Annotated in this window: 8 protein-coding genes; 2 read left to right on the top strand and 6 right to left on the bottom strand. The window is 48.5% G+C overall.

The window, feature by feature from the left end; genetic code table 11:
- Window positions 1-10 precede the first annotated feature (10 nt).
- The 5 genes from DXD78_RS15790 to radA form a co-directional block, all read right to left on the bottom strand.
- On the bottom strand, window positions 11-2,467 hold the full coding sequence (locus DXD78_RS15790; protein ID WP_034528894.1) for a TonB-dependent receptor: 2,457 nt from the start codon (window positions 2,465-2,467) through the stop codon (window positions 11-13).
- Window positions 2,468-2,731: 264 nt separating this feature from the next.
- On the bottom strand, window positions 2,732-3,343 hold the full coding sequence (locus tag DXD78_RS15785; RefSeq protein WP_005828517.1) for a LuxR C-terminal-related transcriptional regulator: 612 nt from the start codon (window positions 3,341-3,343) through the stop codon (window positions 2,732-2,734).
- Between the two features lie 89 nt (window positions 3,344-3,432).
- A complete protein-coding gene (locus tag DXD78_RS15780; RefSeq protein WP_009037247.1) occupies window positions 3,433-7,425 on the bottom strand; it encodes a two-component regulator propeller domain-containing protein in 3,993 nt (1,330 codons plus the stop codon).
- 106 nt (window positions 7,426-7,531) lie between these two features.
- Window positions 7,532-9,154 carry an NAD(P)/FAD-dependent oxidoreductase gene (locus tag DXD78_RS15775; protein WP_009037246.1) on the bottom strand — a complete coding sequence of 541 codons (1,623 nt, stop codon included), beginning with the start codon at window positions 9,152-9,154 and terminating at the stop codon, window positions 7,532-7,534.
- A 5-nt stretch (window positions 9,155-9,159) separates the two neighbouring features.
- On the bottom strand, window positions 9,160-10,527 hold the full coding sequence (gene radA / locus DXD78_RS15770) for a DNA repair protein RadA (protein ID WP_005834974.1): 1,368 nt from the start codon (window positions 10,525-10,527) through the stop codon (window positions 9,160-9,162).
- Between the two features lie 121 nt (window positions 10,528-10,648).
- Here radA and DXD78_RS15765 point away from each other — a divergent pair, with 121 nt between their 5' ends.
- On the top strand, window positions 10,649-11,191 hold the full coding sequence (locus tag DXD78_RS15765) for a carbonic anhydrase (protein WP_005834976.1): 543 nt from the start codon (window positions 10,649-10,651) through the stop codon (window positions 11,189-11,191).
- Window positions 11,192-11,201: 10 nt separating this feature from the next.
- Here DXD78_RS15765 and DXD78_RS15760 read toward each other — a convergent pair whose 3' ends face one another.
- Window positions 11,202-12,239 (bottom strand): asparaginase, encoded by a 1,038-nt coding sequence (locus tag DXD78_RS15760; protein WP_005834979.1) that lies wholly within the window; start codon window positions 12,237-12,239, stop codon window positions 11,202-11,204.
- 448 nt (window positions 12,240-12,687) lie between these two features.
- Here DXD78_RS15760 and thrA point away from each other — a divergent pair, with 448 nt between their 5' ends.
- Entirely contained in the window at window positions 12,688-15,120 is a 2,433-nt protein-coding gene (gene thrA / locus DXD78_RS15750) for a bifunctional aspartate kinase/homoserine dehydrogenase I (RefSeq protein WP_005828504.1), read from the top strand.
- Window positions 15,121-15,139: the final 19 nt, after the last annotated feature.

Raw genomic sequence — 15,139 nt, 5'->3', positions numbered from 1 at the left:
AGCTCTCCAATCAGAACCTGCACCTCAACTCTATTCCCGCCTGCACAGGCCGTCCTTTCTGCATAAATCCGTTCCCCATACTCTCAAAATAGAACGAAGCATACTCTTTGTCCAGTGCATTGCGCACCCAGAAATCAATCTGTCCATGTCCTTTCTGGAAGCTGATACGTCCGTTCAGCGTGCCGTAGAAGGCTTGGCTCACGGTATTCTTCTCGGTCCAGTAGATGCGCCCGGCACCGGTGTAGTTAGCGTTCAGCTGGATGCGGTCCAGCCAGTGTCCCGGACGGATGCGGAAGATGTACTGACCGCCCACGTTCATGGTATGCTTGGGAACAAAGGGTACGTGCTTGCCGTTGTAGCTGATTTCCTGAAGCTCCCCATTCACTTTCTCGTTGGTGATGTAATCCTTAAAGGTGGCATAGGTATAACCATAACTTGCATTCAGCGTGAAGTCCGTAGCAACGGCAGCCGTCAAGGCAACCTCTGCCCCCTGGCTGCGGCTTTTGCCGGCATTTGCCGTTTCGCGTCCCAGTCCGCTTGGGGCGAAGCGTGAAATCTGCTGGTCGCGGGTTTCCAGCCAGAAGATGGCGGCGTCGGCATGCAGACGTCCGTCCAGCAGATTCAAGTGTGTTCCTATTTCGTAGTTCCAGGTCTGTTCGGGCTTGTAGACGGTGGCGGATTTTGCATCCGGATTCTCTCCCGCATCGGGGAAGTATTTGCCCACCAGCTCTTTGTAGGCATCCGGCACGTTGGGCATAATCGCCTCTTTGCTTTGCCGCATCATGTCATTCTTCAAACTGGATTGCAGCAGGTCGGAGAACATCTGCACGTTGTAACCTCCCGAACGGTAACCTTTGCTGACCGTTGCATACACATTTCCTCTGTTTCGCGCAAAGTCATACTGCAAAGCAAACTTGGGCAACAGCTGAAGATAATCCTTATCAATGTTTCCTTGGTAGCGCGACTCTACGGTCAGCGCCGTCTCCGGCATCATCTCTATTTCGCGGATGACGACGTCGCCCCGCTTCATTTCTCCCTTGATGCCCACCTTGTAGTCCAGGCTGGTGCCGGAGTTGTAATCCATCTTCATACGCTCATAATCCAGGCGTAACCCGGCAGTGAACGACACTCCTTTCAGCCCGAATAAATCTCTGAAGGTGGATTGATGGAAGAGTGCCCCATTCAGCAGCGGAGTGTTGAAACTGCCCCCGATGGGCATGGTCCGGCTGCTGATGCCCAGTGAGGGCAGGATATTCATACTCATGGATGGTCCCATCTCTACTTGTATTTGCGATGGGATGACACTGCCCAACATCTGGTTCAGCATCCCCATTCCGGCTTCCCTGAAAGTGACGGGAGCTTCCGTATTCAGCCATTGGTAGAAGCCGAAGGCGCCGGTGGTCCATTGCCAGCGGCTGCCGCTTTTACTCTTCAAGATGATTTCCTCGCTCAGTGCGTGGGAGCGTTGTTTCTGTTGCAGGGTATAGATGTCGTTGGCGGTGAAGTCTTGGTCTATGTCCATGCAGTCCTTTAGAAACTGGTAGCCGGTGACCATGCTCAACGTGAAGTGCTGTGCCTGGTATTCCAGGTTCAGACCCGTGTTCAGCAGGTTGCGGTAGTAGTTGCTACGGGCGTTATTGGAGATTTTTCCGATGTAGGGCTTCAGCGGCTCGCTCTGTGCTTCGGGGGCCAGGCTGCCTTGGTAGAAATACGGGTAGCCACCCTGGTCGCTGTATTCGTAGTTGATGTTTAGGTCCACCTTCCAGTTGTCCGAGGGGAGGTAGATGGCGCGGATGCGTCCACCTGCCGATTGCCCCTTGTCCGCTTTCTCGTCCCTCACCGTGTTGCGGAAGAATCCTCCTTGATAATCGTAAAAACCTCCGGTGGAAAAGGCGAACCGTTCCGAAAGGCGGTGATAGTGGGTCAGCGAGGTATTATAGGCATTGTACGTACCTGCCCCCATGCGGAAGTCCGTCCCCTGGTAGGAGAAGGGCGATTTGGTGTGCACCTTAATCAATCCACCCATGGCATTGCGCCCGTAGAGCGTGCCCTGCGGACCGCGTAGCACGTCGATGCGCTCTACGTCGGCATAGCTGAAGTCGAAGGCTGACTTGTCTATATAAGGTATATTGTCTACATAAAGTCCTACGGAGGGAGTGTTGATGCGCGAGCCGATGCCGCGGATATAGACTGCCGAAGTCAGTCGCGAGCCGTAGTCGGGGATAAACATATTGGGCACTACGGATGTCAGATTCTTGATGGAGTTCACCTGTGCGTTCTGCATGTCCTGCTGCGAAAGCAGGGTGACGGCGGCGGGCTGCTCGCGCAGTTTCCGGTTTTCTTTGGGGGCGGCGATGACGGTTATTTCCTCTACATCCACCACTTTCAAGGTGTCTGCCTCTTCGGCAAGTACGTTGCCGGTTGCCAGGAGGCAGAAGATACCGGTCAAAATTCTATATCTATTCATAAACTGGTTTTTTAGCGCCTGCAAAGTAAAGGGATTCTTGCGGAAGGGACAATCCTCATTTATTAGGATTTCGTTCCTGGAGTGCTAATCTTAAATCGTTCCATCATGCGGAAAATATCGTTCCTCCGTGGGGTAAAAATCGTTCCACCATGGTGGAACGATTTTTACCCCACGGAGGAACGATTAGATGTTAGCACATTAGCACACTAATTGGGGCGAAGTTTTTCTGAAAAGACTTCGCTTCTGATGTATCCGGTTGTAGGATTATATTCTGTCCGCTTCCACATATCCGTGCATCACGGCATAGATAGTCAGCCCGGACACGGACTTGATACCCAGCTTCTCGGTGATATTCTTGCGGTGTGAGATGACGGTGGTCAGGCTGATGTTCAGTTTGTCGGCAATCTCCTTGTTGATGAGACCTTTGGTAATCAGCACCAGCACTTCTATTTCGCGGGCGGAAAGGTCGTGCCCGGCGGCTGTATTTATTGCCATATCCGAGTGTCTGGCGGGTGCCGGCTTTCCGTGGTTTTGTCTGTATTGGTTTCCGTATTGGCGCAGCTGCAGAATGTTTTTTGCCAGATTTTGTTCGTCCTGATAGATGTTTAGCGTCGGCATGCCCGACAGTTGGGGGACGGTTTCACCATTGACCAGCACAATGGTTTTGGGCTTGCGCTCCAGAAAGAAAGCGGTATGCTCGAAGTAAATCTGTGAAGAGATGAAATAATGCACATACATGTCAGGCGTATCATCCATCAGTTCGCCAAAGGAACGGAAAGAGCGGATGATGGCTGTCGGGATGATTTCCTCCAGCAAGTTCTGCAGTCCCAGACAGGAGAGGGTGTTGGAGTCGACGATTGCTATTTCAGGAGTCATTCTCGTTTTTTTGTTTCTGCAAAAATACGGATTATTTTTTAGGGTTTGTCTGTGCGGGGCTGCAAAATGAAAAATTCTCCTATGCAGAACTATTCTCCCTCTCCTTTTGGGGAACGGGGAGTGTCTCCTTTCGCATATTGGCTGGGGCTGACATTGAAATATTTCTTAAAGACTTCCCGGAAGTATTTCCCATCGCAGAAACCGGTTCTTTCTGCTACTTCAGTCACGGAATATTTCCCTTCTTTCAATAGCTCGGCAGCATGTTTCAAACGGATATTCCGTACGAAATCTGCCGGTGCCTGGCCGGTCAGCGCTTTCAGTTTACTGTAGAAACTGGTACGGCTCATATTCAGGAGCGAGCACAATACGTCCACTGTGAAATCGGGATTATCCATGTTCTCCTCGATATGTCTCTTTACATTCGACATGAATTTCCAGTCGAGACTGTTGGAGCAAGTGGTAGTTGTGGAGGGCTCTTCTTCTGTATTGATTTCCAAATTCGCATATCTCTTGCGCAGCAATGCGCGGTTGGCAAGCAGATTGGCAATGCTGGCTTTCAGTATGTTTATGCTGAAAGGTTTTACAATATATTCGTCCGCACCGATATGGAGTCCTTCGAGAATGTTCTTTTCATCTCCCAGTGCCGTCAGCAGTACTACCGGGATGTGGGATGTTTCAATATCGTTCTTGATGGCGATGCATAATTCGTCGCCTCGCATTTCCGGCATCATGATGTCGGAAAGAATCAGTCCCGGCCAGAATTGTTTTACAATGGTCAGCGCTTCCTTGCCGTTGTTGCATACTTGTACATTGTAAATCGGAGAGAACGACTGGAAGAGATAGTTGCGCAGCTCGTCATTGTCTTCTACAATCAAGATGCGATGCAGTTTGTCATTGTCTTCAGTCCGGAGTTCTCCGGCAAGTTTCAAAGGAACGGTGGGGACATCCGGTTCATAGAAGGTCTTCTTATCCTTAACGGACAGAGTGAAGTTCTTGAACTGTTCTTTCTCTTTGGGAAGGATGATTCTGACAGTACTGCCTTGGCATTCGGTGCTCTCAATGTATATTTTTCCATTGTGCAGGCTTACCAGCTTCCGCACCAGCATCAGACCGATACCGCTTCCCGTTATTTTGGAGTTGATGGCATTTGTTCCACGGAAGTGCATCTTGAACAGTTTTCTTTGTTCTTTGGCGGGAATTCCTATTCCATTATCTTTGACTTCTAGTCTCCAGGAGCTTTTCATGTCATAAACAGAAATGAGTATATCGCCATTTTTGGGAGTATACTTCAGAGCATTGGATATGACATTTTCCAGGATAGAGTCCATCTTCTCTTTGTCGAACCATACATTCATGTAGCTGAAATTGCTTTCGTATCTGAAAGTGATATGTTTTATGGTGGCATAGGTCTGGAAATTGTTGTATATCTCCTTGATGTAAGTATTCAGTTCATATTCTGCTATGTACAGATGAGGGGAATATACTTCTGCCCGTTCAAAGTTTATCAGATTGGTAGTCATGCGCAGGAGGGAGTTGACATTTCTCAGTGCCATGTGCATATTGTTGGTCTCGGCTTCGTTCAGTGTCTTGTTTTCAAGCATTTCTTCCAGAGGTGCCTTTATCAGTGTCAATGGCGTGCGGATATCATGCGCGGTATTGACAAAGAAACGGGTTTTCTCATCGGATATCTTTTTCTGTTTTCTCAGTGCCATGACACGGAAACCGACAACGGACATCAGTACTGTCAGCAGGACATAGCAGGCTATGGCCCAAAAACTGAACCAGACGGGGCGCGCAATGCTGATGTCGATGCTTCGCTCTTCAAAATAAAGATAAGGCTCTTCCTTGGATACCGCCCGTATGTAAAGTTTGTAATCGCCCGAGGCAAGGTTGGTGAAGCGGAGATGCCCTTCTTCACCCAGGCGGTTCCAGTCATCGTAAAAGCCTTTCAGCTTCCAGTAGAAAGTGACATTGTCCGGCGCGTCATAATTGATGGATGAAATGCTGAGGGAAAAAGTGTTCTGGTTGTATTTCAGCTTTAACCGGTCTGTCTGGTTGATATTTTCCTTCAAGGGGGAATTCGTACTGCCGGGAACGACAGTCTGATAGAGTATCTGAAAATCGCTGAGTATCATAGGAGAGTAGACATAGTCCGGCAACTTTGTCCCTTCGGGGAATTCGATGGCTCCGTCTGTGCTGCCAAAGACAAAACCCTTGTTCTTGCGTAACGTTCCGGAAGAGGCACTGAAGCAGGAGGACATCAGCCCTTGCTCTTTGGTCCAGTTGTGGAATGTCTTCTCCGTAGGGTGGAAACAGCTGATTCCGTTTTCGGTACTCATCAGGATATGCCCGTCCGACTCGGGGAGTATGGTGTAGATGTTGTTTGAAATCAAGGCACAATTGTCCTTGTGATAATGCTTGAACGTATTGTCCTTTGCGTTGTAGACAACCACTCCGGAGCCGTTTGTTCCTATATATAGAGAGAGGTCTTCCGCTTGGTAAAGTGTGTTGATGTAGGTCGTCTCTTCCTGCAAGGCGACATATTGGAATCTACCCGACTCTTTGTCCAGCAGATACAGTCCGGCACTTGTCCCAATCCACATGTGTCCGTCGTCCTTTTCTGTAATGGCGGTGACGGAATTTATTCCGGGATACAGACGGACAGAATTCAGAGACAAATCGAAGCATTTCAGATTATAGAATCCTCCGGACCAGATATATCCTTTGGAGTCTTTAACAATGTCTCGGATATACTTGTCAGGACGTATGTTATCCGGACTGAGCAGGTAAGGGGAGAAATATTCTACCGAGAGTGTCCTTTTATTTATTTTGTATACTCCCGAAGTATATCCTCCTGCCCAAATAATGCCGGGTGATACCTCGCATAGCGTAATGAATATGTGGTTCTTGTCTTTCAGTTGATGGTCGAAGGAACTTAGGAATGAGTGCCACTGCCCGGTTTTCGATTGATAAAGGCTGATTCCGTTGCTTGTTCCGAACCATAGGTCTCCGTCACTGTCTTCAATGACAGAGTGTACCTGATCGTTGACCAGCGATTGTCTGTTTCCGATGGAATGCTTTATCCAGTTATAGTTTTTGTACCGGTTGTCTATAATGGTAATCCCTTCCGGGTAGTTGGCTATCCATATCCGCTTTTCTTCATCAATATAAATGTCATTGATGTTATTGCTGTTCATCTCATTGTAACTTTTGTAGCTGGAGGTGATGTACGGTTCCGAGATGCACGAGTTCACATTGATTTTGTGTATGCCCATACCTTCTGTCGCTATCAATAGCTCTGTCCGGTTCAGAGGTCTGATTCGGGCAATGTTTACATCGCTCAAATCCGTATTGGAGTGTATAATCCGTTGTTGCCGTATGTCGTAGGCAAAAACTCCTTTTTCAAAAGTACCGATGAAAAGTCTTTGTGATTCTTGATGGAAATGGAGTGCACTGATTTGTGCCTGGATTTTGTCAAGAGGTTCAAGAGGGACAATCTGCAATGCTTCGTTTTCGAGTTTGACGTATCGCACTCCCTTGTTGGTGGCCATGAAGAAGTGGTCGTTGTCCACTTGTTCGATACTTGTAATGCTACTTTTCAGTTCATTGGGCATTTGATGGGTCTCTCCGGTTTGTGTGTCGTAAAGAGCGATACTGTATCTGCTGCACAGCCAAATCCTATGATTGTGGTCCATATAGCCGTAGCTGATATTGACCGGTGTCTTGGGCAGTTTATATACTTTATTGAACACATCGTGTTCTTGGTTGTATTGAAAAATGCGGCCGGCTTTACCTATGACCCATAACTTCCCCTTCTCTTCAAAATACAACCAGCCGAGATGGATGGGGGAACTCGATTCTTTGTTTTCTCCTATTAATTTATAATGTTTGATGTCTTTTCCATTGTACCGGTCTATGCCTTCGTTGGTGAGGAACCACATGTAACCTATCGAATCCTTTTGAATGTCGAAGATTCTGCGGTTACTCAATCCGTTTTCTACTCCTATGTATTTATAAGTTTGCGCCGTGGCAATGAGGGGTAAAAGGAATAGAAAGCATACAATGTTTATGATGAATCTCATATAAATATTTATCTATAAATACAATATAACAACATGCGTGTGATAATAGTTTACAAATTAAACGAGAAAAAGTGAGATTTCAAAATTTAAATGTCAATATTGCAGCTTAATCAAGGAATGCCTTTGCAGCTTCTGCACACCGTTCGCCGTCAATCCCGGCAGAAACGATGCCTCCGGCATATCCGGCGCCTTCTCCGCAAGGGAACAATCCTTTTATACGTACATGTTGCAGTGTTTCCTTGTCTCTTGTTATGCGTACCGGTGCCGATGTGCGGGTTTCCACTCCAATCATTGTCGCCTCGTTCGTCAATAACCCCCGGCTGTATTTCCCGAATAGCTGGAAACCTTTGCTCAGGCGTTCTGCAATGAAAGAGGGCATCCAGAAGTGGAGAGGTGAGGATACCAAGCCTGGTGCGTATGAGGTTTCCGGCAGGTCGTAGCTTAGTTTCTTCTTGGTGAAGTCCACCATTCTCTGTGCCGGTGCTGTCTGCTTCATATTGCCTTGTTGCCAGCAGAGGTACTCTAGATACTCTTGAAAATGCATCATACTCAATGGAGAATTGGCAGTTGACAATTGACAATTGGCTGCGCTGTCGTGCTGCATAGCAATTGTAAATTGTAAATTGTCAATAGTAAATTGCTCCAAGTCTTCCGGGCGTAGCTCTACCACCATTCCCGAATTGCTCCAACGGGAACCGCGGTTGCTGGGACTCATCCCGTTGACTACAATCTGCTCGGGACCGCTGGCGGCGGGCACAACGAAGCCGCCGGGACACATGCAAAAGCTATATACTCCTCGTCCGTCCACTTGGTTTACAAAACTATATTCGGCGGCAGGCAGATATTTTCCCCGTCCGTTCCGGTTGTGATATTGTATTTGGTCTATCAAGGTGGCAGGGTGTTCCAGTCGTACGCCTACGGCAATGCCTTTAGCTTCAATCTCTACATTGTTGGCGGCAAGCCAGCGGTATACGTCCCGGGCAGAGTGACCGGTGGCAAGTATCACCGGGCCAAGGAAAGTCTTGCCGGTATTTGTTTCAATGCCTTTGACTTCATCCTTCTCTATGAGCAGGGCGTCCATGCGTGTTTCAAAGTGGACTTCGCCACCGCACTGGATGATAGTGTTCCGCATGTTTTCAATAACACGCGGCAGTTTGTCCGTACCTATGTGCGGATGTGCATCTACCAGTATGGAAGTGGAGGCTCCATGTTGGCAGAAGACATTCAGAATCTTGTCTACATTGCCGCGCTTTTTGCTGCGTGTGTACAGCTTGCCATCCGAGTAGGCTCCGGCACCTCCCTCTCCGAAGCTGTAATTGGACTCCGGGTTAACGAGTTGCTGGCGGCTGATTTGCGCCAGGTCTTTCTTGCGTTCTCGTACGTCCTTTCCACGTTCCACAATGACGGGGCGCAGCCCCAGCTCTATCAGTCGCAGGGCGGCAAAAAGTCCTCCGGGGCCGGCACCTACCACTATCACTTGGGGCTTTCCTTCTACATTATTATATAAGGTATGTTGGTATTCATCCTCTTTTGGCATTTCGTTCAAGTAGGCACGCACGTTGAGGTTGACGTAGATGGTCCGTTGGCGGGCATCGATACTGCGCTTCAAGATGCGCGTTGCTGTTATCTCCCGTGCATTCAGTCCTTTCTCATGTACTAAGTACTCTTTCAGGCGTTGCTCGTTTGCCGCTACTTCGGGCAATACGCGCAGTTGGTATTCTTGTATCATAATGATTATCCGAATAGGGCACGGAATGCTTCTTCCACCTTCCGTACCGGTATCAATTCCATTTTAATCTTCTTCGTGTTCAGTCCTTGCATATTATACTTGGGAAGTATGAATCGCTTGAATCCAAGTTTCTCTGCTTCTCCGATGCGCTGCTCTATGCGGTTCACTGGGCGGATTTCACCTGACAGACCTATTTCTCCCGCCATGCACACCTCCGGCTCTATGGCCGTGTCCATGTTGCTGGAGAGGATAGAGCTGATGACGGCAAGGTCTATTGCCGGGTCGTTCACTTTCAATCCGCCGGCAATGTTGAGAAAGACGTCTTTCTGTGCCAGCTTGAAGCCTACACGTTTTTCCAATACGGCCAGCAGCATATTCATGCGGCGGATGTCGAACCCTGTGGCAGAGCGTTGTGGGTTACCATATACGGCACTGCTGACCAATGCCTGCGTCTCGATGAGGAACGGTCTGATACCTTCTATCGCGGAGGCGATGGCTATGCCGCTCATACCTTCATGGTCTTGGCTCAGCAGCAGTTCGGATGGGTTGCTCACCTGCCGTAATCCATCTTGCCGCATTTCGTAAATACCCAGTTCGGCAGTGCTTCCGAAGCGGTTCTTGATGCTACGCAGGATGCGGTACATGTAGTGCTGGTCGCCCTCGAACTGGAGTACGGTATCCACGATATGTTCCAGTACCTTGGGGCCGGCTATGCTTCCTTCCTTATTAATATGCCCGATGAGGATAACCGCCGTATGCGTTTCCTTGGCAAAGCGCAGGATGGAGGCGGAACATTCCCGTACCTGGGCAATACTCCCCGGCGACGATTCAAGGGTTTCGGTAGAAATCGTCTGTATGGAGTCGATGATGACGATGTCCGGGCGGATGTTCTTGATATGGACGTAAATCTGTTCCAGGGAAGTTTCGCACACGATGAGGCAATCACTGGAAGCACTTGTCAAACGGTCGGCACGCAGTTTCAACTGACGGGTACTTTCTTCGCCGGAGACGTAGAGGATACGTTTCTCCGGTATACGGAGTACGGTTTGTAGCACCAGGGTGGATTTCCCGATGCCCGGTTCGCCGCCAATCAAAACAAGAGATCCTTGTACAAGACCACCACCTAGTACCCGGTTCAGTTCGGCATCATGGAGGTCAATGCGCGGTTCGTCATCGGCTACAATTTCATGGAGGGTTATGGGTTTGGCTTTGGCGGTCTCTATGCCCGATACGGGACGCTTGTTCACCACTTCTTTCCGTACCACCTCTTCCACATACGTGTTCCACATTCCGCACGACGGACACTTGCCTACCCATTTGGGAGAGTCTTGTCCGCAGTTGCTGCATACATAAACCGTCTTCTCTTTAGCCATAGTTGTGCATTCTCTTCTAAAATGATTGCCCAAAGGTACAATTTTTCGATGCAGGGCTTGCAGACTCCCATAGAGTTTTTTTATTTTTGTGAGTAGAAAACAATAACATGTTATAAAAGCCATGATAGAAGATATTCTTGCATACAACAAGCGTTTTGTAGCCGAGAAGGGGTATGAGAAATACATCACGAATAAATACCCGGATAAGAAGATTGCCATCCTCTCTTGTATGGATACCCGTTTGACCGCTTTACTGCCGGCAGCCTTGGGCATCAAGAACGGCGATGTGAAGATGATAAAGAATGCGGGTGGAATCATTTCACATCCGTTCGGTAGTGTCATTCGTAGCCTGATGGTGGCCATTTACGAGTTGGGCGTGACGGAAGTGATGGTTATTGCCCACTCCGATTGCGGTGCGTGCCACATGAGCAGCGCCCAGATGATAGAGCATATGAAGGCCCGGGGCATCAAGCAAGAGACGATTGATATGATTCGTTTCTGCGGAGTGGATTTCGAGTCTTGGCTGTATGGATTCGAAGATACGGAGAAATCGGTAAAAGGTACGGTGGAAGCTATTATCAATCATCCGCTGATACCGAATGATATCAATGTCAGCGGTTTCATAATAGATTCTGTGACGGGAGAATTGACCCCGGTGCAGTGATAGTTGTGCTTCACACGGTAATTTCCCCTGCCAGCGGTCGTCCCATCAGTTCGCGTATTTCGGCAGGCGGATAATCGTGCCCCAGAAGGAACATCAGCTTGGTTACGGCAGATTCCGTTGTGCTGTCATATCCGCAGACAACTCCTGCCTGCATCAGTTGGTAACCGGTTTCATAGCGCTCCATTTCAACAGTGCCGGCACTGCATTGGGTGACGTTGACAATGATGATGCCTTGTTCGCAGGCATCATGCAGGCGGCGTAGAAACCATTCCTTTCGGGGAGCGTTGCCGGAACCGTAGGTTTCGAGGACTACGGCCTTCAGTCCTTTAGTGGCAAGTATGGCTGCCACGACATTTTCCTGAATACCTGGAAAAAGCTTCAGTATGGCGATGTTGGTATCAAGCAGATAATGAGGCTCCAGTTCGTGGGGAGTGCCGTGCGTATGAATTTGCACATTATTATATTTAATATGTATACCGGCGGAAGCGAGTACCGGATAATTGAAGGAACGGAAAGCATTGAAGTTCTCCGCGTTCATTTTGGTGGTACGGTTGCCGCGCATCAGGTGGTTTTCGAAGAAGATGCAGACTTCGGGTACGATGGGCTGTCCGTTGGAGTGGCGGTCGGTGGCTATTTCGATGCTGGTCAGCAGGTTTTCCTTGCCGTCTGTGCGGAGCACGCCAATGGGCAGTTGCGAGCCGGTTAGGATGACGGGCTTGTTCAGCCCTTCAAGCATGAAGCTGAGTGCAGAAGCTGTGTAGGCCATGGTGTCTGTGCCATGCAGGATGACGAAGCCTGTATATTGGTTGTAGTTGTTGCTGATGATGCGTACCAGTTTGCGCCAGGCATCGGGGTCCATGTCCGAGGAATCCATGGGCGGGTCGAATTGATAAGTGTCGATACGGAACGCAAATCTCTGAAGTTCGGGAACATGTTTCTGCAACTGCTCGAAGTTGAAGCTTTCCAGGGCGCCGGTTTCTGCATTCTCTATCATTCCGATAGTTCCACCGGTGTATATTAGCAAAACGGAAGTGTTTTCTGGGTTCATGCGCACTTTTCTTTCATGTTTTCCATGCAAATATAATGATATATATTGAGAATGATAGCAAAATGTTAGAAAAGAATAAACGGATATACAGAAAAAAGGTATGGAAAGTGTGAAAGTGTAAGCCGTAAGTTGTGCATATTTCTTGCTTTTTTAGAGGCTTTCTGCATTTTTATCGCAAAAAAGTCGCAAAAAGTGATAGATTGAATGTTTTTATTGTTACTTTTGCAACACTTATCATAAATGATAGAAACAAGAGACTATGAACAAGTACTATCAACATACAGTCACATCCATGTGGACCATGACCCTTAGGGGTTAGGGATAGTATTTTGTGTTTCTACGTGTTACACCATTTTCAAGCAGTTTTTCCATTTAATTAAAGTCAATGCAAGCCGTAGCAGCTTGTTTCCGACACATTGTATCAACCATCTCAACAATATAAAGAGAAATGAAAGTAATGAAATTCGGCGGAACGTCCGTAGGTTCCGTGAACAGTATTTTGAGCGTCAAGAGAATTGTAGAAGCAGTCGATGAACCGGTTATCGTGGTGGTGTCCGCATTGGGCGGCATCACGGACAAGTTGATAAACACCTCTAGAATGGCGGCAGCCGGTGATGCTTCTTACGAGAATGAGTTCCGGGAGATTGTCTATCGTCATGTGGAAATGATTAAGGAAGTGATTCCGGCAGGCGAGGCGCAGGTTGCCTTGCAACGCCAGATTGGTGAGCTGCTCAACGAGCTGAAGGACATCTTTCAGGGCATTTATCTGATAAAGGACCTTTCGCAGAAGACGTCCGATACGATTGTGAGCTATGGCGAACGTCTTTCATCTATCATCGTTGCCCAGTTGACGGGAGCGGAGTGGTTTGACTCACGCAAGTTTATCAAGACGGAAAAGAAGCATTCCAAGCATGTGCTGGATACGGAGCTGACAAATTCGTTGGTGCGCGAGACATTCAGTAGCCTGCCCAAACGCGTATTGGTTCCGGGTTTTATCTCCACAGACAAAATGACGGGAGAGGTAACGAACCTGGGTAGAGGTGGCTCTGACTATACGGCGGCAATCATTGCTGCTGCACTGGATGCCGACAGTCTGGAAATCTGGACGGATGTAGACGGATTCATGACAGCTGACCCGCGTGTGATTTCCAGGGCATACACTATCAATGAATTGAGCTATGTGGAAGCTACGGAGCTTTGTAACTTCGGTGCGAAAGTGGTCTATCCGCCTACAATCTATCCGGTTTGCCACAAGAATATCCCCATTCTGGTGAAGAATACCTTCAATCCGGAGGGTGTGGGAACTGTCATCAAGCGAGAGGTTTCCGACCCGCAAAGCAAGGCCATCAAGGGTATTTCATCCATCAATGATACGAGCCTAATTACAGTGCAAGGCCTTGGTATGGTAGGTGTCATCGGTGTGAACTACCGTATCTTCAAGGCGCTGGCAAAGAATGGCATCAGTGTGTTCCTTGTGTCCCAGGCTTCTTCGGAGAATTCAACGTCTATCGGTGTGCGCAATGCGGATGCTGATCTGGCTTGCGAGGTGCTGAACGAGGAGTTTGCCAAAGAAATAGAGATGGGAGAAATTTCTCCTATTCAGGCAGAAAAGAACCTGGCTACCGTGGCCATCGTAGGCGAGAACATGAAGCATACGCCGGGTATTGCCGGAAAGCTGTTCGGTACGTTGGGGCGTAACGGTATCAATGTGATTGCTTGTGCGCAGGGTGCTTCGGAAACCAACATCTCGTTTGTAGTGGACAGCAAATCATTGCGCAAATCGCTGAATGTCATCCATGATTCTTTCTTCTTGTCGGAATATCAGGTACTGAATCTTTTTATCTGCGGCATAGGAACCGTAGGCGGCAGCTTGATAGAGCAAATTCACAGCCAGCGCCAGAAGCTGATGCAGGAGAACGGCCTGCAGCTGAATGTAGTGGGCATTGCCGATGCAAACAAAGCCATGTTCAGCCGCGAAGGTTTCGATTTGGGACGTTTTCGTGAAGAACTGCAGGAGAAGGGAAAGGACAGCTCTCTGGAAACGCTGCGTAATGAGATTATCGGTATGAACATCTTTAACTCTGTCTTTGTGGACTGTACGGCAAGTGCAGGCGTGGCTTCCCTTTACAAGGACTTGCTGCTGCACAATGTTTCGGTAGTGGCTGCTAACAAGATTGCTGCTTCTTCCGAATACGAGAACTACCGTGAACTGAAACAGATTGCCCGCCAACGCGGTGTGAAGTACTTGTTTGAAACCAATGTAGGCGCCGGACTCCCCATCATCAATACCATTAACGACCTTATCCATAGCGGTGATAAGATATTGAAGATTGAAGCCGTGCTGAGCGGTACGTTGAACTATATCTTCAATAAAATCAGTGCCGACATTCCTTTCAGCAAGACCATTAAGATGGCGCAGGAGGAACGTTACTCCGAGCCCGATCCGCGTATCGACCTCAGCGGAAAGGATGTTATCCGCAAACTGGTGATTCTGGCACGCGAGGCCGGTTACTGTTTGGAACAGAGCGATGTTGAGAAGAACCTCTTTGTGCCCGATGACTTCTTTGAAGGCTCCCTGGATGACTTCTGGAAGAAAGTGCCGAGCCTCGATGCCGATTTCGAAGCCCGCCGCAAGGTGTTGGAAGCCGAGAACAAGCATTGGCGTTTCGTAGCCAAACTGGAAAATGGCAAAGCATCTGTCGGTTTGCAGGAAGTCGGCGCCAACCATCCGTTCTACGGGCTGGAAGGCAGCAATAACATCATCCTGCTGACCACGGCACGCTATAAGGAATATCCGATGATGATACAAGGCTACGGAGCCGGTGCGGGTGTAACGGCTGCGGGGGTATTTGCGGATATTATGAGCATTGCAAACGTTTAATCTAAATCGTAATATAGAA

Origin of the sequence: Bacteroides sp. D20, assembly GCF_003436255.1 — a bacterium.
GTDB classification, from domain to species: domain Bacteria; phylum Bacteroidota; class Bacteroidia; order Bacteroidales; family Bacteroidaceae; genus Bacteroides; species Bacteroides uniformis.
Note: the sequence above shows the minus strand (reverse complement) of the source record. Positions and strands in the feature narration are given on the sequence as shown.